The following is a 23,496-nucleotide window of genomic DNA, read 5'->3' on the forward strand; positions in this document are numbered from 1 at the left end:
TTTACGCTCCCGTTCAAGTATAATTGGGGCGAGTATCGAGTATTATGTCTTCTCCCAGATTCGCGGCCACCAGTCGACGCGTCGCCGCCGCTCGGCCCTGTCGACGCCGCGCATGCGCAGGCCGAACTCGACATTCTCGCGCACGGTGAGGAATGGAAACAGCGCCAAGCTCTGCCAGGCCATCGGCGTATCCCGCTGCCAGTTGACGGCTTTCGTCGATCAGCACGGCCATTGAACACCAAGTGTCTGGATCGCTGCCATTCGAATGCACGACGACATTGCTCCCGACAGCCACATATCATCCAACTGAAACGCAATTTGTATTTCATTTCTTTGATTAAGGTCATCTCAATAAGGGTGGAAACCATGGCCAGCAACGCCAAACTCGCTGAATCAGCTCGCGAAACGCCAAAGCTTAACATGAAACCGATCGAGGAGATTGACAGCAAGCAAATCTCCACGGCAATCCGACAAAATCGGCCGTTTGTTGTTCGAGGCTGGGTTGCAGCCTCCGACGGTTGGGGATTGGATGACCCCAAATGGGCGCGGCATACCGGGCAGGTTACGGTGGTTCCAGGGGACGAGACCACGGTTTCCACTGCATCCTATGTCTTACGCAAGAGCGGGATGACACACGAAATGACCTTCCGTGAGTTGTTCGAGCGGATCCTAGGCCAGGGGGAATGGCAACCACTGATCGATGCAAACGAGCGCTACTACATGTTTGGTGGGAAAGTCCCGAGCAGTCTTCTGGAGGCATTGCCTTGGCCAAGCGACCTGGAGTTCGTTGGCTCGTCTCCCTATGTTGCTTCCGAAGGGGTTACCGCCAAGGCGCATTATGATCATTGGTACGCATTCCTGGTGCAGCTACACGGGACAAAAGCCGTAAAAATGTTCCCCCCTTGGGATTATAGTTTCATCTATCCGCAGCATGAAAAGACGGCCGACAAGCCCAGGCGGGCGCTTGTGGATTTGAATAATCCCGATTTTGACCAGTTCCCGTTGTTGAATCAACTGCATGGAGAGATTGCCGTACTGAATGCAGGTGACGTTTTGTATATGCCGGTCGATTGGTGGCATGAGGTTGAAACCGAGGGATTCTCTGTCAGCATCAACCGGCGTTTGAGACGGAGTGCGCTGGACTGGGCCGGCGCTCTGCTTGTATTCGGCTATCAGGTCCTGCAAGGCGCATACCGTTACGGCATCGAACCGATCCCCACCGACGAAATTAAGACTCTGGCCCAGCATGCCTATGTTGAGTGGAAGAGCGACACCGGCAAAACCGAATACGATCAATGGTGCGCATTCCTGGCGCAGTTGGGGCGGGACCAAGCAAAGGCGTTGCGGATCCCCGAAGATCTCGGAGTCCTCATGGCGCGGTGGTTTCAGACCGAGCAAGACCTAACGAAGGCAGAGTTTGAGGCGCTCTCGCATCCCGCGGTTGGACTACCTGTTCGGCAGTGACCTGCATCCCGGATTTCTGACCGTTCTGAGCTGGAATTTTCCACTGAGTTGAAGTTTTCGGAGGTGCAGATCGCCTTCATCCTGCGACAAGCTGAGGAGGGGACGGCGGTTACGCGATGGTTTGGCTGAGCGCTGTGAGCAGACGTTACCAGCAAGCGATGAGCGGCGATATGCGCACTCTTTCAGCTGACCAACTGATTGATCCTCGGACCGGTCAAGCTTTCTATTCAGTTCGAATTGCTCTGAGACCGGAGTCTTTGAAAGCAGCGCCTGCAGCATTGCAAGCTGGGATGAGCACGCAGGTCATGATCGAAACTGGAGCGAGGTCAGCATGGGAGTATCTCAGCGCGCCGGTCTCTGCCGCCATGGGGCGCGCCCTTCGTGGATAAAGGGACGGGCAAAAAGAATTTGGAGCTCAAGTTAAAGTATAATTTGGGCGAATATAATGTCTTATTCCAGAATTCGCGGGACTAGAAGAGAGCTAAACGTGAATTCTCTACCCGCCGGGTCGCGGCATTTCACATGCGCACACTTGTCACCGGACCCATACAGCCCGTCTCTGGCGATCTTGTTTTGGCGCGCGGAAACACCGCTTACGATTTTCCTTGCTATAGTGCTTCATATGGCGCGCCGGCAAGCGGACTCTGCTCACCGGCAGCAACGCAGCTTGAATTGGCAGCTCGACGAGTGTGGGGAAAGGCGGTAGCGCTCTACCGACTCGACCCCCCGAACACGTTTGATGCCGCTAATCCTTGCCGCTCATCAGCTCAGAAAGTAGGCGCCTGCTGGGAAGGACGGGCCAGGCGCGAAGCCTCGTTTGATTCCCTCGCGACCGCCCAGCTTCGAGCATCCAACGTGAGATTGCTTCCTGTTGCTGTCGCAGGTGATCGCTTCAGCAGCTTGTTGCGCGTGATGTAGCCTGCGTTAACCCCCGGGATCGAGTGGTTCATCAGAAGATGGACGTCCAACTCCGCAACGCCTGCAGCCTGGGCGATTGTCCGGAAAGTCTGCCGCAGGTCATTCCCCCATTTCGACAGATCGCTGCGTTTCTCCTTGTGCTCGATGACGTGACCGCGTTCGCTCTCTGCTGGGAATAGCCAGTCACGCGATTGCTCGGGGTAGAGAGCCCTACCGATGCGCATCACTCGAACCAGGCAGCGGACGCAGACCAGGACCATGGAGTGCAGTCACCCGGCCAATGTTTCGGCTTGAGAAGCAGGGACGGAAGCCGCACCGAGCTTCGTATAAGCCGAAGGAACGCCGCGTTGACTAGCCGATGACCCACTAAAACCGTGGATTTATTGAAACCGCACGAGCATATTACGGGTCGGGCGCGCAGTGGTTGAAAATGCTTGCGTCGCGCTATGTTATTTGCATGCTGCGCCGTTTCTTTCTCTGTCGTTCGTGGCGCTGGCATGCTCTGATCCCTCAAAAAGGATGTGTCATTGGTTTTCAGTTTTTGAGACCGGCGGTGGGCCTATCGTTTGTCCGCTTGCCGAACAGGGAGGAAGACAATGGACGGAGAATCGCATTCCAAATCAAGGCGAAGCTTCCTGAAGTCGAGCGGACTTGTCGCCGGGCTGACGGCGACGGCGGTTACCGCTCCCTGGGTTCGAAGGGCAGGAGCCGCTGACACAATCATCTGGAAAATTCAAACCTCGTGGCCGGCTGGCGTCGGACTTGAAACTTTCCAGAGCTGGTGTGCGGCCATCAAGGAAAAGACCGGAGGCCAACTCGAATTTCAGCCGTTCAAGGCAAAGGACATCGTTGGTGACTTCGAACTCCTCGACGGGGTGAAGAACGGCGTTCTGGAAGCGATGAACTCGTTTTCACTTTACTGGGCCGGTAAGCTTCCCGCTGCGGCGTTCCTCTCCTCTTACACGATGGGGCTACGCTATCCGCACGAATGGGACATCTTTTTCTATTCGAAAGGTGGTCTGCAGGCCGCGCGCGACCTTTATGCGAAACAAGGTCTTTACTACGTCAACCGCATTCATCACGGCCCGAACATCATCCACTCAAAGACACCGATCCGCTCGATCGAGGATTTCAGAGACCTGAAGCTGCGCGTACCTGGCGGCATGATCGCCGAGACATTCGCAAAAGCCGGCGCCAAGACGACGCTGCTGCCGGGCGGCGAGGTGTTCTCCGCGCTGGAGAAAGGCACGATCGATGCAGCCGACTACACTGGGCCGGCGGTAAACTGGGCGCTCGGGTTCCAGCAGGTGACCAAGTACATTTCCATGGGCCCAGCCGGTCTGATGTCCGTATACCAGCCCGTCGACCTGATGGACTTTGCCGTCAACATGAATGTCTGGAACCAACTCCCGGACAACCTCAAGAAGTTCGTGGAAGACGAAATCCAAGTCTATTCCAATGTCCATTTCGGGGCCATCCAGAAGGCCGACATGGAGGCCTGGCAGAAATTCCTGGATGCCGGCATTGAAATCAATCGGCTTGGACCGGAGGACCTCCAGAAGTTCCAGGAAATCGCGGTGCCAATCTGGTTCGAGTGGGCCAACAAGGATAAGGACGCGGCGCGCATCTTCAAACTGCAGCTTGAGGTGATGGAGAACCCGACCGTCGGTTACGTTACGCCGGACATGTATCAGGGATTGTCGATCAACCTCTGAGGCTCTCCGCGCCCGTCCTGTCCGGGCGGGCGCACTCTACTGCAAGAGGCAGTCGCCGATGCCCTCACTCACATTTGTGCTGCCGCACTGGCTATACTGGTCAAGCCTCGTGCTTTTCCCGCTCGTTGCGGTCTTCCTTGTCCATCGCGAGCGGGCACAGCGCGATGCCGGCCGTCCAAATCTCTTTCTTGCTTACCTGTTCCTGGTCACTGCAGGCTTCCTCGGCATGCACCGGTTTTATCTGAAGAGCAGGTGGGGATTCATTTTTATCCCGCTGTTCATTGCAGTGCTTTGGACGAGCGCCCAGGTACGCGACGGACGTGAGGCAGTGTCGCTCGCGCGATCCCAGAGCGAACACGCCGAAAGGCTGTTGCCGCGTGCCAAGGCAGATGTAGCAGCCAGCAAAGAAGGCGCTGCCGATCGCCTGGCGAAAGCTGAGGCAGACGCCACGGTGGCGCGCGATAATCTGAGCGCCGCCGCCCATGGGCTCGAGCGCGCCAACAGCATCGGCCGAATTGCCGGACTTCTGCTTGGTCTCGCTCTCGCAGGCGACGCCCTTCTAATACCCGGTCTTGTGCGGCGCGCCCGCACCCGTGAGATCGAGCGCGCCGCGGCCGACCATCCGCTCGTAGTCGATGTGCCAGCCACGCCCGTCAAGCAACCGCTCGCGGTGTTCCAGCCGGTCGACTGGCTGGTACGCGTGACGGGCGAGTTCGTCGCGTATTGGTCGGTTCTCGCAGTGGTGGCGTACTACTACGAAGTGGTGGCCCGTTTTGTTTTCAACTCACCGACCAACTGGGTACATGAAAGCATGTTTCTTATGTTCGGCATCCAGTACATGCTGGCAGGCGCCTATGCCTACCGTGACGAAACGCATGTCAGGGTAGACATCGTCTACAGCCATCTCTCCGAACGCGGTCGTGCTGTCTGCGACATCATCACCTCGGCCTTCTTCTTCTTGTTCACCGGCACCATGCTGGTCACAGGATGGCGATTTGCGAGCGATGCCACGGCGGTTGGCGAACGCTCATTCACCGAATGGGGCATCCAATACTGGCCGGTAAAGCTCGCGATCCCCATCGGGGCAGCGCTCCTGTTGCTTCAGGGCCTATCCCGGCTGATGCGAGACATCGCCACTGCATTTGGAAGGGTCGGCTGAGCGATGGGCCTCGAGCTTCCGATCCTGTGGCTCAGCATATTGATGTTCGGGGGTCTGGGCGTACTTCTGCTGCTCGGATTACCGATGGCCTTTTGCACCGGCAGCCTTGCCGTTCTTTTCCTCTTTCTGTTCGGCAATTCGGCCATGCTGAACATGCTGCCGTCTCGGGTCTTCCCGTTCATGACGGATTATCAGCTCTCGGCGGTGCCGCTTTTCATCTTCATGGCCGCGATTCTCGAGAAGGCGGGCATCATCGAGGAGCTGTTCGATGTCGTCTACAAATGGCTGGGCGGACTCAAAGGCGGGCTCGCATCGGCCACGGTGATCTCCTGCACGCTGCTGGCCGCGATGGTCGGTGTCGTCGGGGCGACGGAAGTGACGATGGGCATGATCGCGCTCCCGGCCATGCTGCGCCGCAACTACGACGCCAAGCTCGCCTGCGGCTCGCTTCTTGCTGGCGGGACCCTAGGCATTCTCATACCCCCTTCCGTCATGGCGATCGTCTATGCCGTCGTGGCGCAGCAGTCGCTGGGCGAGCTTTTGATCGGGTCGGTATTTCCCGGGCTGCTGCTGTCCGGGATGTATGTCGCCTACGTGACGGCGCGCTGTTACATCGACCCCAAACTCGGCCCGGCGTTGCCGCCGAACGAGCGCATTGACTTCGCCCAAAAACTCAAGCTTTTGCGCCGGACGTTCATGCCGATACTGCTGATCCTGCTTGTGCTCGGGGTCATCTTCATGGGCATTGCCACGCCGGTCGAAGCCGCCGGCATCGGTACGTTCGGGGCTTTCATCGTCTGCGCCGCACATCGGCGCCTGACCTGGGACACGATCCGGGAGGCCTGTGTCGCGACGCTCAAGGCCACGGCGATGGTCATGTGGATATTCTTCGGCGCCACCATGTTCGTCGGTTTCTTCATCCTGAAAGGTGGGCAGAACTTCGTAGCCGAATCGATACTCGGAACAGGCTTGGCGCCTTACGGCGTTCTTGTTCTGATGATGATCATTCTGTTCGTCCTGGGCATGTTTCTGGACTGGGTGGGCATTCTCCTTCTCACCGTACCGATATTTCTGCCCATCCTAAAGCCACTCGAATTCGGCGGCACGTTTGGGCTAGCCGGTGTGGCTCCTGAAGACGTGCCACTGTGGTATGGTGTCATTTTCATGGTCAACATGCAGATGGCGTTCCTTAGCCCGCCTTTCGGCTATTCGCTGTTCTATCTGAAGAGCGTTGCGCCGCCGGAGATCTCGATGGCGACGATCTTTCGATCCGCAGTCCCCTTCTTGTGCCTGCAGGCGATCGGAGTGGGACTATGCATCGTGTTCCCCTCAATCGTCGTCTGGCTCCCGAAGGTCATGTACGGAGGCAATTGACCACATTTGCGGCTTGCCGACACCGAGGATCAGTCGAATTTGATAGCTTTTCGCTTGAACGGCGTCACCTTTTTGCCTTCCTTTGCGCGTCGTCATGAGATCGCTTCTTGAAACAATCCTGGCTGCGAGTGCGGGTTTATCGCACTCGACCAGTCTTGGTTATCTCGCCTACGCCGCCCCGGGAATGCCGCCCCATCTGTCCTTGCCGAGATGGCCAAGGAACCCGCCGCCGATCAGATCGTTTCGCGATAGATCAATCGGACGAGGAGAGACATGCTCGAAATTCTGCATGCTCACAATCGCGGGACACCGAACACGGGCCGGCTCTGCCAGTTCGGGGCTTGGCGCGATGCTGCGTGACGATGCTGCGTGACGATGCTGCGTGACGTCGATTATGTCCTGCAAAAACTCGACTGGATGCGCGCCGAAGGCATCTGGCCCAACGGCTTGCGATATCTGTGGACCGATGCATTCGGGGTCGTGCTCTACGTCTCGCTTTATGCGGAAACTGGCGAAGAGCGCTGGCTGGGCGAAGCCGAGCGGCTGGTGGCCGATGTCGAGCGTGTGCTCGGCCGCCGGCGCGGACTGAGGATCGGCGAAGCGGCCGATCGCGACGGCCAGTATTTCCACTATCTGGCGATGTGGCTGTTCGCCCTGGCGCGTCTCGGCGATCTGAAGCCGGAATACCGCAAGCGCGGTATCGCGCTGGCGCGTGACATTCACCCGGCGTTTGTGGTCCCCGGCCGCGGCGTGATCTGGAAGATGCAGGAGAATTTGAGCGGTCCTTACCCCGGCTACGGCCTCGGCAGCATGGATGCCTATGACGGCTACGTCTCTTACCGAATGCTCGACGACGAGGAACTGGCGCCCGAGATCGCGCAGATGCGTGACCTGATGGAGCGCGATTGGCGCAGCCTCGACATCGACCAGGACCTCGGCCTCGGCATGATGCTGTGGCTCGCCCATTTCTTTCCCGACGAGCCGTGGGCCGAGGCCCAGACAAGGCGTTCGCTGCGAACCCTGGAAACGATGTGGGTAGACCCGCCCGGCTATTTCAGCCGCGCGCCATGGCTGCGCGATACCAAGTTCGCCTTCACCAATTACGGCGTATCGCTCGGCCTGCAGGCCGCCGGTATCTGGCCGGGGCGTGTCGATAGGCTGAACGCCTTCTTCGAGGACTGGCGCTCCGGCGACGAATACGACCGCGAGGCGATCACCTGGGTGATGGCCTGCAGCTCGCATCTTCCCGGTGCTTTTCTGACCCGGGGTGGCGAGACAACGATTGAAAGCGACGAACCTCGGGAACGTTCCTCTGCCGGCGCGGTTGTCGATGAAAGTGCATCGAAAAGCAAAAGCAAGGAACGCGGTTGAAATGGCCACTCTCTTGGGACAACCGGGGAGCTGTTGGGTGGCGACGGCCACCTCCACGAACCATCCCCAGCTCGAAGGTTTGGTCCGTGCGGACGCCGTTGTCGTGGGGGCTGGAATCGTCGGGCTGACGACGGCGCTTCGCCTTTGCGAGACGGGCCGGTCGGTGATCGTCTTGGAAGGCTTGCGGACAGGTGGCCAGGTGACCGGCCGCTCGACGGCCAAGATCACCACGCAGCATGCGCTGATCTATCGTCATCTCATTGACAGCGTAGGCCGGGACCTGGCGTGGACCTATGCCGATGCGAATTCCGCCGGCGCCCGACAAATCCGCGACTGGGTTAACAACTACGCCATCGCCTGCGATCTCGAGAGCAAGGACGCCTATTGCTACACCTGCGATGAAAGCCGGCGCGCGGAGGTAGCGGCCGAGGCGGAGGCCGCGCGCCATGTCGGGCTGGAGGCCGATCTCCTCGACCGCGCGCCGCTGCCTTTCGAAACGGCCGCGGCATTACGGTTCCCCGACCAGGCGCAGTTCAATCCGGCGATGTATCTGGTTGGCCTGGCGGAAGCGGTGACGGCCCGTGGCGGTCGGATCTTCGAAAACAGCCGCGCCACCTCGATCGACGAGGCAAGCCGCTGGCGCGTCGTCACCGATGGCGGCGCCGTTGATGCCGGGCACGTCGTCGTCGCCACCAACATGACGGTGAAGAGCCCCGTCGGCATGGCGAACCGGACGCAACCGCGCTGCCACACCGCCATGGCCTTTCGGATCGATGATCCCCTTGCTGTCGACGGCATGTTCATCGGCATCGACGACCCGACGCATTCCATTCGCACAGGCCGTGATGCCGAAGGTCCACTGCTGGTCGCGCTCGGCCCCAAATTCAATACCGGCTGGGATGGCGACGTGGCGAAGCGGTTTGTCGAACTGGAAAAATGGGCAAGAAAGAACCTTTCGGTCGGCGACGTCGCGTGGCGCTGGTGCAATGAGGATTATGATACGGCCGACAGGATTCCATATGCCGGCGAGCCCTATCCCGCCAAGGCCGCCGGCTTCCACATTGCCACGGGCTTCAACGCCTGGGGCATCACCAACGGGACGGCCGTGGGCACGATGATCGCCGACCTGATCTGTGGCCGCCCGAGCCCTTGGCAAAAACTCTACGATCCGGCGCGGCCCTATCCCGAGGACTTCCACAAGAACGGCCGCAGTCAATCGATCGTCTCGAGCACCCACGACATTGCGCCTGGCATGGGCGGCGTGATCGTCAGGGGAGACGAAAAGATTGCGGCGTGGAGAGACACCGAAGGCGCACTCCAGGCGGTTTCGGCGATTTGCACCCACAAGGGCTGCACCGTAACCTGGAACAATGCGGACCACACCTGGGATTGTCCCTGCCACGGCTCGATCTTCGCCGCCGACGGTTCGGTCATCCACGGCCCTGCCCGAAAACCGCTTGCCCAGATTACATTGTGAAGGCGGCGACCGACACGGCCCGCGTCACGCCGGCCGTTCGTAGGTTCCGACCAACTCCGTCTCCTCCAATGCGTGTTTCTGGGCTTGCTTCCAGACCTGATGCACGCCCGCCTGTCCTGGTACGCTGAGGCTCGGCACATCGAGCGCGGCCAGCAGGAAGTGGTAATGGTGGACGCCGTGCCCTGCAGGCGGCTGCGGACCATCGTAATAGGCATTGCCGAAATCGTTGGTGCCTTGCCTGAGTGCCGACGGGCCGGGCTTGCCGTCTTCGGCCTCGGCGAGTCCGCCGGCATCCGGCGGGATGTTGAACACCGCCCAGTGCCCGAAAATCCCGCTTGGTGCATCGGGATCCCGCACGACAAGAACAAGGCTCTTGGTACCATCCGGGACACCGGACCACTTCAGCGGCGGCGAGACGTTCTGGCCGTCACGCGCATATTTTTCGGGAAGTCTTCCGCCTGCCCGGAACGCCGGGCTGATAAGGGTGAGTGGCATTGCTATTTCCCCAAGGAGGTTGCGACCGAGAAGCCCGCGCCTGCGCCGTTCACGCCGCTTGCTGAGCTTCGGCGACGCGTCTTATCTCGCCTGGCAGGGATTCCCAGACCTTGTGCATCTGTCCTTCTCCGACGTGATGGGCGAGCACCTTGGACACGACCCTGAATGCATCCTTGGAATCGACCGGACGGGTAAATTCCAGCTCCGCCTTGATCTTGGCCAGAAACTCGTCGAGCGACCGCATCTTCTCGGGAGCTTTGGAAGGCTGATATTGGTCATAGAAGGCGCCGCGCACCAGGATCGGCAGCTGCGAGCCGAGGTGGGCTGCAAGATCCGGCTGCATACGGTCGCGCAGGGCGTGCAGCACCGCTCCGAGAACGTGCCAGGCGACCTGCCGATCCGGTCCAATCTCGTCCATGATCTCGTCGAGCCAGATGTTTGTGGTCTGCAGTGTCTTGTCGAATACGTCGAGTCCGGTGGCATTCATCGAAATCCTCCTTTCGTTCAAATCCGACTAGGTGATGTGACCAAACAGCCGTACCTGCTCGTTGTTCCCCGATGCGCATGTCCTGATGCGCATTTATTGTCGGAGGTCCCGTCACGAGGGAATTCGGGCCGGCTTTTTGCCGCTGTTTTTCGACCACCTTTCTTGGCCGGCACCCGGAACATCCTCATGGGTGGACGAGTTTTGTTTGCCCGTGGCCGATCACATGGCGACGAGTGATGCAGACACGAAAAACAGGAGAAGAACCATGGCACATCACGATTTGGCGCCCCGGACGCCATCGCGCAGCCTCTACCCATCCGCGCGCGACCCGCTCACGTCATTCCACCGGCAGATTGACCGCCTGTTCGACGACTTCTTCGCGCCGATGGCCGAAGCGACTACGGCCGGCGATCTTTGGCCGAGCGTCGACGTACATGAAACAGACCAAGCCTATAAGGTCACCGCCCAATTGCCGGGGCTCGAGCAGAAGGATGTTGAGCTCAAGCTGCGCGAAAACACCCTCTTTATTACGGGCGAGAAGTGTTCGGAGCACAAGGAAGGCGACGGCGGCCGCACCTACAGCGAACGCAGTTATGGCCGGTTTCAGCGGACCATCCCCCTGGAAGCGGAGATCGATGCCGACAAGGTGCAGGCCACTTTCAGGAACGGCGTTTTGGCTGTCGAGCTTCCGAAGAACCCCGCTGCAAAGGACAAGACACGCCGCATAGAAGTGAAAGCGCGATAGTTGCCAAACTGAAGGCTGCCTGAGCAGGCGGCGTTCAGCCCAGATGGAGAAGGCCGGCGAGCACGGCGGCAACCGCCCAGGCGAGCGTCTAGCGCCGGGGATCGTCCGTCGCCTCGGAAACGCCTTCGAGAGCGATCTTGGCGGCTTCCTCATCGGTCCGCCCGAGGTCGGCCAGGGCGATGACGCCGACGAGGCGCTTGTCGTGATTGATCACCGGAAGACGACGCACCTGATGCTTGGCCATGATCTTCGCCGCATCGGTGATATCGGCGTCATCGAAGCACCAATAGACATGCTCGGACATGACCTCGCGAACGGTCGTGTTGCCGGCTGAGCGCTCCTCGGCGACGCCGCGCATCACGATGTCGCGGTCCGTCACCATGCCGACCAGCCTGTCATTCTCGCCGACCGGAAGGGCGCCGAGATTGTCGGCCCGCATTTTCCGGGCGGCATCCCTGATTGTCGTGTTCGGGCCGACCAGTTCGGTCCGACGGCTCATGATCTCCTGAACTTGCATGGGATATTCCTTTCCCTGATTGCCGAGGCAACAAGTCGCCAGACGGCCTGTTGCCACGCATCGCTAGATTGCCAGCTGGCCGGACGAGGCATGTACGGATCACTATCTTCGATCTTCCCGATCCGCGCTGAGGCGCGTGCCGGTGCCGGCACCTCGCGATCGAAACTATTCTTGGAACGTCCAGGCAGCGAGCGAGTTCCAAAATGGTACCGGTGCCGCAGCCATCCCACGGAATGTGGCCGCAGGCTGGTGAAAAAACATCCACCGGGAAAACAGATGCACGCGGATTGAAGGTCATGGCTATCATCTTTTCAGATCGCCGCGAGGCCGGGCGGCAACTCGCCGGGGAACTCGTTCGCTTTGCCGGCCGCGACGATGTGATCGTATTGGCGCTGCCCCGAGGCGGCGTGCCGGTCGGCTACGAGGTCGCGCAGGCACTCAAGGCACCGCTCGACGTCTTCGTCGTGCGCAAGCTCGGCGTCCCCGGTCACGAGGAACTGGCCATGGGGGCGATCGCGCCTTCAGGTGTACGTGTCCTGAACGACGAAATCGTCAACGGTCTTGCGATCCCGCCACATGTCATCGACGCGGTCGCTGCAAAGGAGGAAAAAGAGCTTCTGCGCCGCGAGCACCTCTATAGGGACGGGCGACCCCCACCGCAGTTGAATGGACGAACCATTATCCTCGTGGATGACGGGCTTGCGACCGGATCGACCATGCGGGCCGGGATCAAGGCGCTGCGAAAAAACCACGCCGCCCATATTGTCGCGGCCGTTCCCGTCGGTAGCCCCGACACTTGCGACGCGATGCGGGCGGACGCCGACGAGGTCGTTTGCGCGACGACACCAGAGCCATTGCTGGGTGTCGGGCGCTGGTACGTGGATTTCTCGCAGACGAGCGATGAAGAGGTCCGCGCGCTCCTCGCCAGGTCCGTGCCCAAGCCTGCGGCTTCCGACAAGCCTGCCGCTTCCGATGAGGAATTGGCTGGGCGCGCGAGCGCGGGTCCGGCGCCTGGCACCAGATCGACATAGCGGAGGTGGATATGGACCGGGATAGCGAGTACGTCGTGCATGTTCCCGCGGGGCTTGTCACGCTTGAGGGCAATCTTTCGTTGCCCCCGGATGCTCGCGGCCTTGTGCTCTTCGCCCACGGCAGCGGAAGCAGCCGCCACAGCCCGCGCAACCGCCACGTGGCCGAAAGGCTGAACGAGGCGAACCTCGCCACCTTCCTCATCGACCTGTTGACGGCCGAAGAGGAGCGGATCGACCAGGTCACGGCCGAGTTGCGCTTCAATATCGGACTGCTCGCCGACCGGCTGGTCGGCGTCACGGATTGGCTCGGCGCCTCGCCGGACACGTCGGGGTTGCGTCTTGGCTATTTCGGCGCGAGCACGGGCGCCGGTGCCGCCCTGGTGGCGGCGGCCGAGCGGCCCGACCAGGCCGCGGCCGTAGTTTCGCGTGGTGGCCGGCCCGATCTTGCAGCGCACGCCCTGCCGCGCGTCCGGGCGCCGACCTTGCTCGTCGTCGGAGGCGCGGACACGCAAGTGATCGCACTCAACCGCTCGGCGCTGGCGGCGCTCCGCAGCGAGAAGGAGCTCGCCATCGTCCCTGGCGCGACACATCTGTTCGAGGAGCCTGGCGCCCTGGACGAAGTCGCGGGTCTGGCGAGCCGATGGTTCTTGCGCCATCTGATTTCGGACAGATCGGCGTCAACGTCCTGACGGCTGGGGCTTGGATCACCAGTGCCGGGATCATTTGCGTCCTCAACGCGTTATGATCCTCATAAGACCGCGCGCAGCTGCAACCCGAATGGCTGTCGCAACACGTATGTGGGAGAAAGACAATGCCAGACAAGAAAACCATCGAGAAGGCCCGAAAGGACAAGCGCGAGGGCAAATCGCCGAGCACACAGGCCGGCGAGTTCGTGCACGAGGAGATCGATAAAATCCGCCGCGGCGAGCACGGCGCGCGCTCGACCCAGCAGGCCATCGCCATCGGGCTTTCCGAGGCAAGACGCGCAGGCGTAGACCTGCCCCCGCCCAAAAAGGGCAAGGTGAAGGAGAGCACGCGCAAAAGCGCCGAATACGCCTATGAGGCCGGCCAGGGTGAACGCACGCCGAAACGCCGCCCGCGGGTCTCGAAAGCCGTCTCCAAGGTGCTCGAGCACGAGCCGAAGAGCACGGCGTCGCACGAGGCGCTGGCGCAGCAGGCGAAGCGTGCGGCCTCGCGCCGGACGGCTGAGGAGCGCTCGGCCGCCGCCAAGAAGGCCGCCGAGACGAAAGGCGCCAGCGGAAGGAAGGCGGCGGCGCAGAAGGCCGCCAGAACGCGCGCACACCACGCATAGTTCAAAGACGGCAGTTCGCCCCCTGGAAATCCGATATGGCCCAAACGACCGGTATCGAGCTCTGCCCGGGCAGCGCGGGACAACGCCGCTGCCCAAGGCGAACCAGAGCCTGCATCTGCGGGACAACATCGACTTCGAAATCACCGCTGACGACACGGTGGCGCTGAACGAGCAATACTCGTCGCTCGCGATGCTGCCTGACGCGTGACACCGACCGGAGGTACTCGGCGGCAAGGGCAGCGGGAGACCGGTCAGGAAAGCGCAGCCTGTGTCTTGAGCATGATGCGTATCGCCCATAACGCGGAGAACTCTGATCATGACCTCAGCTGCCAGCACGACAATGCCGCGAGCCACCACTCAGGCGAGACATATCGCTTTGCTCGGCGCGCCCTCTAATCTTGGGCTGATGCCGCAGGAGGGTGAGCCGGAGCCCGGCGTGTGGAAGGCGCCGGAGGCACTTCAATCGCTTGGTCTCGCCGACCGTTTGGGCGCCGGTCCGTTGCGCTCGGTTCGGGCTCCGCTTTATCGGCCTGAGGTGGATCCTGCGACGGGCGTGCGCAATGCCCAGGCCCTGCGCCAGTATTCCAAGACGCTTGCCGAAGCGGTCGACGAGGAGCTGAACTCGGGAGGGTTCCTGCTCATGCTCGGCGGCGATTGCAGTGTGTTGCTTGGCCCTGCGCTCGCGCTACGGCGTCGTGGCCGCTACGGCCTTATCTTCTTCGATGGGCACACCGATTTCAAATTGCCGGATACCTCGCCGTCAAAGGGAGCCGCGGGCATGGATTTGGCCTTCGTGACCGGCCATGGCCCGACGCTCCTGACCGATTTCGGCGAGCACACTCCTTTGGTCCGTGAGGCCGACGTAGTCGCGTTTGGCTATCGCGATGTGCAGGACCCCGCGACTTACACGTCCAAGGCCATCTTCGACACCGATGTTCACCGGATGGATTTGGCTGCAGTGCGGCGGCGCGGCTTCGCCGATGCGGCACGCATAGCGCTTGACGCGGTCGCGGGGCAGGACGTCGAGGGTGTATTCGTTCACTTCGATGTCGACGTGCTGGACAGCGAGATCATGTCGGCTGTCGATTCGCCGGAGGCTGGCGGTGTCTTGCCCGACGAAGCTGTCGAAGCCCTTCGCACATGGTGCAACGATCCACGCGTGATTGGGATGGAGGTGACGATCTATGATCCCGACCGCGATCCGGATCGTCGCTGCGGCAAGCTGCTGATCGACATTCTGGTCGCTTCCCTTCGCGGCCGGTAGACCAATGGGAGTCCTGCACTTGTGCACGAACGCAATCCGCCGGCACGAATGGCCGTCGGTCTGACGGATCGCCGCGCGCACCCATTCTGTGGTGCTACCTCATCGGGAACCGTTCTCAACGAACATGGTTCCAAGTGTGCGACCGAAGCATTCGGCTTCTTCTGCCCGGCTATCGCCTAAGGAGATTCGCCATGACCGGCAAAACCCGTCCCACCGTCCTGATCACAGGCAGCAGCGGGTTTCTGGGCCAAGCCATCGCTCGCGGCTTGATGGAGCGCTACGACATCATCGGCCTTGATGTTGCCAGACGATCCTTGCCTGGCGTCGAGACGATCGAGATCGACCTTACCTCGGACGCGAGCGTGGCGAAGGCACTGGCCGAGGTGCGCGAGCGGAGCGGCGGCCGCGTTGCCTCGGTGATCCATCTCGCGGCTTATTACGACACGACCGGCGAGGATAATCCGAAATACGGCGCGGTGACCGTCGAGGGAACGCGCCGGCTGCTGAACGCGCTGAGGGGGTTCGAGACGGAGCAGTTCGTGTTTTCGAGCACGTTGCTGGTGCATGCGCCGAGCCCGGCGAAGGGCGCCAGGATCGACGAGCGATCGCCGATCGATCCGGCCTGGGCCTATCCGAGATCGAAGGCCGAGACCGAGACGCTGATCCTGAAGGAGCACGGCGACATCAAGGTTGCGATCCTGCGACTGGCGGGTGTCTATGACGAGGATTGTCACGCGGCCTTCATCGCCCAGCAGATCGCCCGCATTTTCGAGCGCATGCCGACCGCCTATCTTTTCACCGGCGACATCACCACCGGCCAGCCCTACCTGCATCTGGACGATCTCGTCGACGCCGTGGTGCGCACCGTCGACCGGCGCAGCGCGCTTCCCAACGAGACCGTACTGCTGATCGGCGAAGAAGAGACGCCGTCCTACGACGACATGCAGAAGCAGATCGGGCAGCTCCTGCACGGCGAGACCTGGCGGACCCTGTCCCTGCCAAAAGAGGTGACGAAGCTCGGCGCCTGGATGCAGGAGAAGGTTTTCGACCAGGAGACCGACATCAAGCCATGGATGATCGAGAACGCCGACGATCACTACGAGATCGACATCTCCCGCGCCAGGCGCCTGCTTGGCTGGAAGCCGCGGCACAGCCTGACCGCTACATTGCCGGAAATGATCCGGCGGCTGAAGGCGGATCCTACCGACTGGTACAAGAAGAACAAGCTTGAACCGTCGGCGGTCGCCGCTTCCGCGCCCGAGCTCGACCAGGCCGCCGAACGGCTGCAGCGCCCGCTCGAGCGCTCGGACGACGAGGTCGAGGCCGAAACCGAACGCCACCGGGCCGCAACGCTCTGGGCGCCGCTGACCAACGTTGCGGTCGGGCTGTGGCTCGTGGCGTCGCCCTTCACGCTCGGCCTGTTCGATCCCGCTTCAGCACCGATTCCGCCGGCGCTCGGACATGAGATCGCCTCGCCGGAGACGCGCGACGGCAGGCTCGGCATCAGTGAGATTGTATCCGGCCTCGCCATCCTGTCGCTGGCGCTTGTCGGCATGCGCCGGCGCTGGCACGGGCTGCAATGGCTCACCGCCTCGATCGGGGTTTGGGTGATGTTCGCGCCGCTGCTGTTCTGGACCACCAGCGCCGGAGCCTACGCGACCGACACGTTGGCCGGCATGCTGATCGTCGCGTTCGCGGTGATGATCCCGCCGACGCCGGGTATCAGCCGGCGTGCCCTTGCCGCCGATGACGACCGCCCGCTCGGCTGGAGCTATTCGCCCTCCCTCTTCACCCAGCGCATTCCCATAATCGGCCTCGCCTTTGTCGGCCTGTTCGTCTCGCGTTATCTCGCCGCCTATCAGCTTGGCCATATCGATGGCCTTTGGGAACCGTTCTTCGGCCCGGGCGAAACGCCGGCCGGCAATGGCAGCGAGGCGGTGGTCACCTCCTGGGTCTCCAAGGGCTTTCCGATCGCCGATGCCGGGCTGGGCGCCTTCGCCTATGCGCTGGATATCCTCGCCGGCGCGATCGGCGACCGCCGCCGCTGGCGCACCATGCCATGGATGGTGCTTTTGTTCGGCTTGCTGGTCGTCCCGCTCGGCGTGGTCAGCGTCGGCTTCATCATCATCCAGCCACCGCTCATCGGGGCGCTGTGCACGCTCTGCATCGTCCAGGCTGCCGTCACCGTCGTGCTCATCCCCTATTCGGTCGACGAGGTGCTGGCGAGCTGCCAGTATCTTTGGCGTGCCAAACAGGCGGGAGAGCCGTTCTGGCGCACATTCTGGTGCGGAGGAGCGGCACTTTCGGAAGACCAGACGCCGACGCCCGACCTCGACCGGCCGCTGTCGGCAGTGGCGCTGGACTTCGTCACCGGCGGTGTGAACTTCCCGTGGACCCTTGTCGCCAGCACGCTCGCCGGCGCCCTGCTGATGATCACGCCGCTCAGCTTCGGCACAAGCCCGCCGCTCTACTTCAGCGACCATGTCATCGGCTGCCTGGTCATCATGGTAGCCGTTACCGCGATGGCCGAGGTGGCGCGCGCCGTCCGCTTTCTGAACATCGCGCTTGGAGCCTGGATTGCCCTCTCTCCGTTCATCCTCGCCGGCGGTGCGGCCGCGAGCCTCGCCAATCTGGCGATCGGAGCCCTCCTGGTCGGGCTCAGCCTGCCGCGCGGCACGCGCAGCGCTGCGCATTATGGCGGCTGGGACCGGGCCATCGTCTGAGGATGTTCAGCAGCGCTGGACGATCGGCCAGGTGACTGCAAAGATTGATCCGCATCAACCTGTCGAACATATCGAGCGGGAAGTCGGCGAAAGGCGCAAAGGCGGCCGTACCCTTCCAACTTGAATTTTCCGCGTATCTGGGTTTCATAAGTCGGCAAATAACTTAGGGAGGAATTTCAACATGATAAAAAGGGCAATTCTCGGCGCCGGCATCCTCGCCGCCGGTATGTGGGCCGCGTCGTCATCGGCGTCCGCCGAAAGCCTGACCATGTATTGCGGCGTTGACGAGGTCTGGTGCCAGCAGACGGCGCGGGCGTTCGAGGAGAAGACCGGCATCACCGTCAATATGACCCGCAAGAGCGCTGGCGAAATCTATGCGCAATTGCGCGCCGAGGCCGCCAACCCAAAGGCAGACATCTGGTGGGGCGGCACCGGCGATCCGCATCTGCAGGCATCCGAGGAGGGCCTGACAGTGGAATACAAATCGCCGCTGCTCAACCAGTTGCAGCCCTGGGCGATCAAGCAGGCGGAAACGTCCGGCTACCGCACGGTCGGCATCTATTCGGGTGCGCTGGGCTTCGGCTACAACAAGGATTTGCTGGCCAAGAACAATCTGCCCGAACCGAAATGCTGGGCCGATCTGATCAAGCCCGAATACAAGGGGCACATCCAGGTCGCCAACCCCAATTCTTCGGGGACCGCATACAATATGCTGGCGACCATCGTTCAGCTGTTTGGTGAGGACAAGGGTTTCGAATACATGAAAGCCCTGCACAAGAACGTCAACCAGTACACCAAGTCGGGTTCGGCGCCGATCAAGGCCGCCGGTCTCGGCGAGACCACCATCGGCATCGTCTTCATCCACGACGCCGTGTCGCAGGTCGTCGCAGGTTTCCCGATCGTTCCGGTCACCCCTTGCGAGGGAACCGGCTACGAGATCGGCTCGGAATCGATCATCAAGGGGGCGCGGAACCTGGAGGCTGCGAAAAAATTCTACGACTGGGCGCTCGAGGCCGACGTCCAGTCCATGGCGCAAAAGGCGGGGTCGTTCCAGGTTCCGTCGAACAAGGCGGCAAAAACCTCCGACAAGGCGCCCGACCTCTCCACCATCAAGCTGATCGACTACGACTTCAAGAAGTACGGCTCGAGCGAAGAGCGGAAGCGGCTGCTGAAAAAATGGGACGAGGAGGTCGCATCGCTGCCGCAATAGCAGATGCGCTTCCGCGAAACCCGCTGGCCGATTGAACCGGTCGCCGTCCTTTGGATGGCGGTCGGATGGCTGGGGTTTGCCGTGCTGCCCTGGTACGGCATCGAGGACGGGTTCTTCGGCTTTTCCTGGCTGTTCGACGGTTACCCGTCCGACAGCGAATTCGCGCCGGCACTGGTTCTGGCCCTCAAGGGCGAGAAACTGTGCCTGGCGCCGCTCGGCCTGCTGCTGGTGGTGCCGCTGCTTCTGTGGGGCCGCACCAAATCCGATCCGGTTTTCAGCCGGCTGCTGATCATTGTCGGCGCCGCCGGATTTGGCTGGCTGTTGTTCCAGGGCTTCGCCATCGGGCTGCGCGGTTGGCAGTTCGGTTGGCTCACCAGCCTGTTCGGCGAACTTGGCGACCGCCAATTCGGCATGGGCTACGGCGCCTTGCTGGTCAGCGGTGCCTTTCTGTTCCTTTTCACCCTGGGTGTTGCCGCGCGCGGCGCCGTCTCTGGCGACGTCTTCGTCGTCGGCTCGATCGGCTTTGTCGTCGCCATGGTTGCCATTTTCATCTTCATGCCGATCCTGATGATGCTGGCCAATGCCATGCAGACCGACGACGGCGGCTACTCGCCTGTCGCGTTCCTGGCCAAGCTGTTCAGTTCGCGGCTGTGGAGCCTGGCTTGTCTTGCCGGCGGCAGCCGCTGCGGCGTGGCCTGGAATTCGCTGCTGCTGGCCGTGCTCGTCGGCCTGCTGACCATGTTTCTGGGGCTGGTGTTCGCGCTGGTCGTGACCCGTACCGGTTTCCGCCACGGCAAGCTGCTCCGCGCCCTGACCGTGTTGCCGATCATCACGCCGGCTTTCGTCATCGGCCTTGCCATCATCTTGTTGTTCGGACTGTCAGGGGCAGTGACGCAGAGCGTGGCCGGTCTCTTCGGTTTCCAGCCGACACGCTGGGTATATGGACTTCCCGGCCTGCTCATTGCCCAGGTTCTCGCCTTCACGCCGATCGCCTTCCTGGTGCTGATGGGCGTCGTCGAAGGCGTCAGCCCGTCCATGGAAGAGGCCTCCCAGACGCTCCGAGCCAGCCGCTGGCAGACCTTTTGGACCGTATCCCTGCCGCTGATGCGGCCGGGCCTTGCCAACGCCTTTCTGCTCGGCTTCATCGAGAGCATGGCCGATTTCGGCAATCCGCTGGTGCTGAGCGGCAATTACGACGTGCTGTCGACAGAAATCTTCTTTGCCATTGTCGGCGCGCAGAACGATGCGGCACTTGCCGCGATCCTGGCGCTGGTGCTGCTGGCCTTCACGCTCGGCGCCTTTTATGCGCAGCGCTTCTGGATCGGCAGGCGCTCTTACACCACCGTCACCGGCAAGGGCGACGCCGGCGTCCATCCGCGCTTGCCTGCCGGGCTGACATACGCGCTCTATGTCATCGCCGGACTGTGGACGGCATTCACCGTACTGGTCTACACGGTGATCTTCTATGGCAGCTTCGTCAAGCTGTGGGGGGTCGACCAGAGCCTGACACTGGAGCACTACCGGAAGGCGTTCTCCGTCGGCTGGAACGAATTCGGCATCCACTGGTCGGGCTCGGCATGGAGCTCCTTCTGGACGACCATGGAGATCGCGCTGATATCGGCGCCTCTGACGGCCGGGATCGGGCTTCTGACCGCCTATCTTCTGGTCCGCCAGAATTTCCGCGGCAAGAACGCCTTCGAATTTGCGACCATGCTCTCGTTCGCGATTCCGGGAACCGTCATCGGCGTCAGCTACATTATTGCCTTCAACGTGCCGCCGATCGAGCTGACCGGGACCGGCATCATCCTCGTACTGTCGTTCATCTTCCGCAACATGCCGGTGGGCGTGCGCGCCGGCGTCGCCTCGATGTCGCAGATCGACCGTAGCCTGGATGAATCCTCACTGACGCTTGGCGCCAACTCGTGGCAGACCTTCAGGCGCGTCATCCTGCCTTTGCTGAGATCGGCAATGCTGGCGGCGCTCGTCTATTCCTTCGTGCGCGCCATGACCGCGATCAGCGCCGTCATCTTTCTGGTCAGCGCGCGCTACGATCTCTCGACCAGCTACATCGTTGGACGTGTCGAGAACAATGAATACGGCATCGCCATCGCCTATTCGACGGTGCTGATCGTCGTCATGCTGATGGTAATTGGCTTGATGCAGCTGCTTGTCGGCAGCCGCAATATCGGCCGGCGCGGCATCCAGCAGGGCGACGGCGGCTGGAGCGTGCGCACCAATGTCAGCCTGCCCGGAACGGCCGGCGGCCCGACCACAATAGCAGGAGCCGGGTGATGGCCGAAATTCGCAGCAACGCCGCCTCGGTAACCTTCGACCATGTCACCAAGACATATCCGGGCGCCAGCATGCCGGCGGTCGACGACATCTCGCTTGCGATCGAAGCCGGCAAGCTGGTGACGCTTCTCGGGCCCTCCGGCTGCGGCAAGACGACGACGCTGCGCATGATCGCCGGCCTTGAAATGCCGTCCAGCGGCCGCATTCTGATAGGCGGCAAAGATGTCACCCGCCTGCCCGCCACCGACCGCGACGTGTCCATGGTTTTCCAGTCCTATGCACTGTTTCCGCACATGACGGTGATGGAAAACGTCTCCTATGGCTTGCGCTTCTCCGGCCATGACAAGAAGGAGGCTGCGTCTCGGGCCCGTGCCGGGCTGGAATTGGTCGGCCTGACCGGTTTCGAGGCGCGTCTGCCAAGCGAGCTGTCGGGTGGCCAGCAGCAGCGCGTGGCGGTGGCGCGCGCGCTGGTGCTCGAACCGCAAGTGCTGCTGTTCGACGAGCCGCTGTCAAATCTCGACGCCAAGCTGCGCCGGCACGTGCGCGAGGAAATCAGGGAAATCCAGATCAAGCTTGGGCTGACGGTGGTCTATGTCACACACGACCAGGAAGAGGCGCTGGCGGTTTCGGATCGTATCATCGTCATGATCAAAGCGGTGATCGCACAGGACGGCACGCCACGCGAACTCTACGACGCACCGGCCAACGCTTTCGTCGCCGACTTCATCGGCGAAGCCAATATCCTCGATTGCGAGGTGGTTTCGGTAGAAGGTGATGAAGCTGCCGTCCGGCTGGGTTCGCTGGCCTTGAAACTGCCGGCGCGAGGCCAGCTGGTCGGCCCGGCGAAGCTGGCCGTCCGTCCGAGCCGCATCGAGATCGGCCCTGCCGGTGCACCACGGACGATCGCGGGCAGGCTGGAAAAGGTCACCTATATCGGTAGCCATCTCGAGCTTGTCATCGCCACGCCGCACGGCCAGGTGTTTGCAATATCGCACAACATCGATGCGCCGTTTCAGGCAGGCGACAGCGTCGGCATCGGCTTTCCGGAGCGCGGACCGGTTCTGATCAAAGCTTGAAGGATTGCACGCAGAGCTGGCGGACCTGGGCGAACACACCGCTGCCGGCGCAAATCACCAGCGCGCCGTTTTCCAGAACCGTCTTTGGGTCGGGCTTGACGATCGTGCCGCCGGCTTCTTCCACCAGCAGCATGCCTGCCAGGCAGTCCCAGGCGTTCATATGCTCTTCGACATAGCCGAGCAGCCTGCCGGCGGCCGCATAGGCGAGCATCAACGCGCCGGATGCGTTACGGAAAAACACGCCGCCTTTTGAAAACAGCAAGCCGATGAGCGTTGCGACGTTTTGCATTTCGGCGCGGTTGGAAAAGCCGGTGCCCAACGAGCCGTCGGTCAGGCTGGTGGCCGCGCTTGCCCTGATCGGCTTGCCGTTGAGAAAAGCGCCGCCGCCCTTGCGGCAATGGAACGTTTCGCCGGTAGAGGGCTCGTGGATGACACCCACGACAGTGTCGCCGTCCTTGGCGCAGGCGATGACCACGCACCAGGCCGGGATGCCCCGCACGAAGTTCGCGGTGCCGTCGATCGGATCTATCACCCAGACATGCCCGCTCGATCCGGTGACCGAGGCATGCTCCTCGCCGACAATTCCATCGGTCGGGTAGGCGGCTTTCATTGCCGCACGGATGAACAGCTCGACCTCGCGGTCAGCCTGCGAGACCATGTCCTGATGACCTTTGCTCTCGATGGCGAGGCTGTCGAGGTCGCGAAAATACTTCAGGCCGAGCGCGCCGGCGCGCCGCGCGAGATCGATGGCGAACTGTTCGCGCGTTGCTGTGTCGGGTGTCATGATATCCTTGGGATGGCGAATGTGATCTGAGGAAAATACCCCAGCCAGAGAAGCTTAGCGGTGAAGATAAGAGTGTGCAAAT

General features: G+C 61.7%; 22 protein-coding genes. 16 read left to right on the forward strand and 6 right to left on the reverse strand.

Annotated elements, in window-relative coordinates:
• Positions 1-42 precede the first annotated feature (42 nt).
• Positions 43-183 (reverse strand): hypothetical protein, encoded by a 141-nt coding sequence (locus NKI25_RS06450; RefSeq protein WP_352589768.1) that lies wholly within the window; start codon positions 181-183, stop codon positions 43-45.
• A 183-nt stretch (positions 184-366) separates the two neighbouring features.
• Between NKI25_RS06450 and NKI25_RS06455 the strand changes: the two genes are divergently transcribed.
• Entirely contained in the window at positions 367-1,464 is a 1,098-nt protein-coding gene (locus NKI25_RS06455) for a cupin-like domain-containing protein (protein WP_352570606.1), read from the forward strand.
• 116 nt (positions 1,465-1,580) lie between these two features.
• Positions 1,581-1,853 carry a beta-barrel domain-containing protein gene (locus NKI25_RS36440; protein WP_502897332.1) on the forward strand — a complete coding sequence of 91 codons (273 nt, stop codon included), beginning with the start codon at positions 1,581-1,583 and terminating at the stop codon, positions 1,851-1,853.
• A gap of 378 nt (positions 1,854-2,231) precedes the next feature.
• Here the strand turns inward: NKI25_RS36440 and NKI25_RS06460 are convergent, their stop codons facing one another.
• Complete coding sequence (locus tag NKI25_RS06460; RefSeq protein ID WP_352589771.1) at positions 2,232-2,606, reverse strand: site-specific integrase; 375 nt, start codon at positions 2,604-2,606, stop codon at positions 2,232-2,234.
• Between the two features lie 372 nt (positions 2,607-2,978).
• Here NKI25_RS06460 and dctP point away from each other — a divergent pair, with 372 nt between their 5' ends.
• The 5 genes from dctP (at position 2,979) to NKI25_RS06485 (ending at position 9,478) form a co-directional block, all read left to right on the forward strand.
• Positions 2,979-4,097 carry a TRAP transporter substrate-binding protein DctP gene (dctP, locus tag NKI25_RS06465; RefSeq protein ID WP_352618835.1) on the forward strand — a complete coding sequence of 373 codons (1,119 nt, stop codon included), beginning with the start codon at positions 2,979-2,981 and terminating at the stop codon, positions 4,095-4,097.
• Between the two features lie 109 nt (positions 4,098-4,206).
• The gene (locus NKI25_RS06470) at positions 4,207-5,256 is read left to right on the forward strand and encodes a TRAP transporter small permease subunit (RefSeq protein ID WP_352998269.1); all 1,050 of its coding nucleotides are present in this window, start codon (positions 4,207-4,209) and stop codon (positions 5,254-5,256) included.
• A gap of 3 nt (positions 5,257-5,259) precedes the next feature.
• Positions 5,260-6,630: a TRAP transporter large permease gene (locus NKI25_RS06475; RefSeq protein ID WP_352574876.1), complete on the forward strand. Its 1,371-nt coding sequence runs from the start codon at positions 5,260-5,262 to the stop codon at positions 6,628-6,630.
• A 375-nt stretch (positions 6,631-7,005) separates the two neighbouring features.
• Complete coding sequence (locus tag NKI25_RS06480; RefSeq protein WP_352998296.1) at positions 7,006-8,001, forward strand: hypothetical protein; 996 nt, start codon at positions 7,006-7,008, stop codon at positions 7,999-8,001.
• A 1-nt stretch (position 8,002) separates the two neighbouring features.
• Entirely contained in the window at positions 8,003-9,478 is a 1,476-nt protein-coding gene (locus tag NKI25_RS06485; protein WP_352998270.1) for an FAD-dependent oxidoreductase, read from the forward strand.
• Positions 9,479-9,502: 24 nt separating this feature from the next.
• Here NKI25_RS06485 and NKI25_RS06490 read toward each other — a convergent pair whose 3' ends face one another.
• Both NKI25_RS06490 and NKI25_RS06495 read right to left on the reverse strand, forming a co-directional pair.
• On the reverse strand, positions 9,503-9,973 hold the full coding sequence (locus NKI25_RS06490) for a YbhB/YbcL family Raf kinase inhibitor-like protein (RefSeq protein ID WP_023677865.1): 471 nt from the start codon (positions 9,971-9,973) through the stop codon (positions 9,503-9,505).
• 49 nt (positions 9,974-10,022) lie between these two features.
• A complete protein-coding gene (locus NKI25_RS06495) occupies positions 10,023-10,460 on the reverse strand; it encodes a DUF2267 domain-containing protein (RefSeq protein ID WP_023677864.1) in 438 nt (145 codons plus the stop codon).
• 265 nt (positions 10,461-10,725) lie between these two features.
• Here NKI25_RS06495 and NKI25_RS06500 point away from each other — a divergent pair, with 265 nt between their 5' ends.
• Complete coding sequence (locus NKI25_RS06500; protein ID WP_352998271.1) at positions 10,726-11,205, forward strand: Hsp20/alpha crystallin family protein; 480 nt, start codon at positions 10,726-10,728, stop codon at positions 11,203-11,205.
• A gap of 88 nt (positions 11,206-11,293) precedes the next feature.
• Here the strand turns inward: NKI25_RS06500 and NKI25_RS06505 are convergent, their stop codons facing one another.
• Positions 11,294-11,722: a CBS domain-containing protein gene (locus tag NKI25_RS06505; protein ID WP_023677862.1), complete on the reverse strand. Its 429-nt coding sequence runs from the start codon at positions 11,720-11,722 to the stop codon at positions 11,294-11,296.
• A 203-nt stretch (positions 11,723-11,925) separates the two neighbouring features.
• Here NKI25_RS06505 and NKI25_RS06510 point away from each other — a divergent pair, with 203 nt between their 5' ends.
• From NKI25_RS06510 to NKI25_RS06545, 8 genes are all read left to right on the forward strand, one after another.
• Positions 11,926-12,753, forward strand: a complete 828-nt coding sequence (locus NKI25_RS06510; RefSeq protein WP_352998272.1) for a phosphoribosyltransferase — start codon at positions 11,926-11,928, stop codon at positions 12,751-12,753.
• An 11-nt stretch (positions 12,754-12,764) separates the two neighbouring features.
• On the forward strand, positions 12,765-13,442 hold the full coding sequence (locus NKI25_RS06515; protein ID WP_352677824.1) for a dienelactone hydrolase family protein: 678 nt from the start codon (positions 12,765-12,767) through the stop codon (positions 13,440-13,442).
• 122 nt (positions 13,443-13,564) lie between these two features.
• Positions 13,565-14,065, forward strand: coding sequence for a DUF6496 domain-containing protein (locus NKI25_RS06520; protein WP_023678569.1), 501 nt, complete (start codon positions 13,565-13,567; stop codon positions 14,063-14,065).
• Between the two features lie 376 nt (positions 14,066-14,441).
• Positions 14,442-15,329, forward strand: coding sequence for an arginase family protein (locus NKI25_RS06525; RefSeq protein ID WP_352998273.1), 888 nt, complete (start codon positions 14,442-14,444; stop codon positions 15,327-15,329).
• A gap of 191 nt (positions 15,330-15,520) precedes the next feature.
• Entirely contained in the window at positions 15,521-18,052 is a 2,532-nt protein-coding gene (locus NKI25_RS06530) for an NAD-dependent epimerase/dehydratase family protein (RefSeq protein ID WP_352998274.1), read from the forward strand.
• Positions 18,053-18,233: 181 nt separating this feature from the next.
• On the forward strand, positions 18,234-19,262 hold the full coding sequence (locus NKI25_RS06535; protein ID WP_023678566.1) for an ABC transporter substrate-binding protein: 1,029 nt from the start codon (positions 18,234-18,236) through the stop codon (positions 19,260-19,262).
• Between the two features lie 3 nt (positions 19,263-19,265).
• Complete coding sequence (locus tag NKI25_RS06540) at positions 19,266-21,554, forward strand: ABC transporter permease (RefSeq protein WP_352998275.1); 2,289 nt, start codon at positions 19,266-19,268, stop codon at positions 21,552-21,554.
• Positions 21,554-22,630, forward strand: a complete 1,077-nt coding sequence (locus NKI25_RS06545) for an ABC transporter ATP-binding protein (RefSeq protein WP_352998276.1) — start codon at positions 21,554-21,556, stop codon at positions 22,628-22,630. The genes NKI25_RS06540 and NKI25_RS06545 overlap by 1 nt, the downstream gene beginning before the upstream one ends.
• Here NKI25_RS06545 and NKI25_RS06550 read toward each other — a convergent pair.
• Positions 22,620-23,414: an inositol monophosphatase family protein gene (locus tag NKI25_RS06550; protein WP_352570624.1), complete on the reverse strand. Its 795-nt coding sequence runs from the start codon at positions 23,412-23,414 to the stop codon at positions 22,620-22,622. The genes NKI25_RS06545 and NKI25_RS06550 overlap by 11 nt on opposite strands.
• Positions 23,415-23,496: the final 82 nt, after the last annotated feature.

It is taken from the genome of Mesorhizobium sp. M0808 (genome assembly GCF_040320025.1).
GTDB lineage: Bacteria > Pseudomonadota > Alphaproteobacteria > Rhizobiales > Rhizobiaceae > Mesorhizobium.

What these genes read in the sequence shown, in the direction of transcription:
- NKI25_RS06450 (WP_352589768.1), bottom strand. Translation starts at nt 183, where the DNA reads ATGGCCTGGCAGAGCTTGGCGCTGTTTCCATTCCTCACCGTGCGCGAG.
- NKI25_RS06455 (WP_352570606.1), top strand. Translation starts at nt 367, where the DNA reads ATGGCCAGCAACGCCAAACTCGCTGAATCAGCTCGCGAAACGCCAAAG.
- NKI25_RS36440 (WP_502897332.1), top strand. Translation starts at nt 1,581, where the DNA reads ATGGTTTGGCTGAGCGCTGTGAGCAGACGTTACCAGCAAGCGATGAGC.
- NKI25_RS06460 (WP_352589771.1), bottom strand. Translation starts at nt 2,606, where the DNA reads ATGCGCATCGGTAGGGCTCTCTACCCCGAGCAATCGCGTGACTGGCTA.
- dctP (WP_352618835.1), top strand. Translation starts at nt 2,979, where the DNA reads ATGGACGGAGAATCGCATTCCAAATCAAGGCGAAGCTTCCTGAAGTCG.
- NKI25_RS06475 (WP_352574876.1), top strand. Translation starts at nt 5,260, where the DNA reads ATGGGCCTCGAGCTTCCGATCCTGTGGCTCAGCATATTGATGTTCGGG.
- NKI25_RS06480 (WP_352998296.1), top strand. Translation starts at nt 7,006, where the DNA reads ATGCTGCGTGACGTCGATTATGTCCTGCAAAAACTCGACTGGATGCGC.
- NKI25_RS06485 (WP_352998270.1), top strand. Translation starts at nt 8,003, where the DNA reads ATGGCCACTCTCTTGGGACAACCGGGGAGCTGTTGGGTGGCGACGGCC.
- NKI25_RS06490 (WP_023677865.1), bottom strand. Translation starts at nt 9,973, where the DNA reads ATGCCACTCACCCTTATCAGCCCGGCGTTCCGGGCAGGCGGAAGACTT.
- NKI25_RS06495 (WP_023677864.1), bottom strand. Translation starts at nt 10,460, where the DNA reads ATGAATGCCACCGGACTCGACGTATTCGACAAGACACTGCAGACCACA.
- NKI25_RS06500 (WP_352998271.1), top strand. Translation starts at nt 10,726, where the DNA reads ATGGCACATCACGATTTGGCGCCCCGGACGCCATCGCGCAGCCTCTAC.
- NKI25_RS06505 (WP_023677862.1), bottom strand. Translation starts at nt 11,722, where the DNA reads ATGCAAGTTCAGGAGATCATGAGCCGTCGGACCGAACTGGTCGGCCCG.
- NKI25_RS06510 (WP_352998272.1), top strand. Translation starts at nt 11,926, where the DNA reads ATGGTACCGGTGCCGCAGCCATCCCACGGAATGTGGCCGCAGGCTGGT.
- NKI25_RS06515 (WP_352677824.1), top strand. Translation starts at nt 12,765, where the DNA reads ATGGACCGGGATAGCGAGTACGTCGTGCATGTTCCCGCGGGGCTTGTC.
- NKI25_RS06520 (WP_023678569.1), top strand. Translation starts at nt 13,565, where the DNA reads ATGCCAGACAAGAAAACCATCGAGAAGGCCCGAAAGGACAAGCGCGAG.
- NKI25_RS06530 (WP_352998274.1), top strand. Translation starts at nt 15,521, where the DNA reads ATGACCGGCAAAACCCGTCCCACCGTCCTGATCACAGGCAGCAGCGGG.
- NKI25_RS06535 (WP_023678566.1), top strand. Translation starts at nt 18,234, where the DNA reads ATGATAAAAAGGGCAATTCTCGGCGCCGGCATCCTCGCCGCCGGTATG.
- NKI25_RS06540 (WP_352998275.1), top strand. Translation starts at nt 19,266, where the DNA reads ATGCGCTTCCGCGAAACCCGCTGGCCGATTGAACCGGTCGCCGTCCTT.
- NKI25_RS06545 (WP_352998276.1), top strand. Translation starts at nt 21,554, where the DNA reads ATGGCCGAAATTCGCAGCAACGCCGCCTCGGTAACCTTCGACCATGTC.
- NKI25_RS06550 (WP_352570624.1), bottom strand. Translation starts at nt 23,414, where the DNA reads ATGACACCCGACACAGCAACGCGCGAACAGTTCGCCATCGATCTCGCG.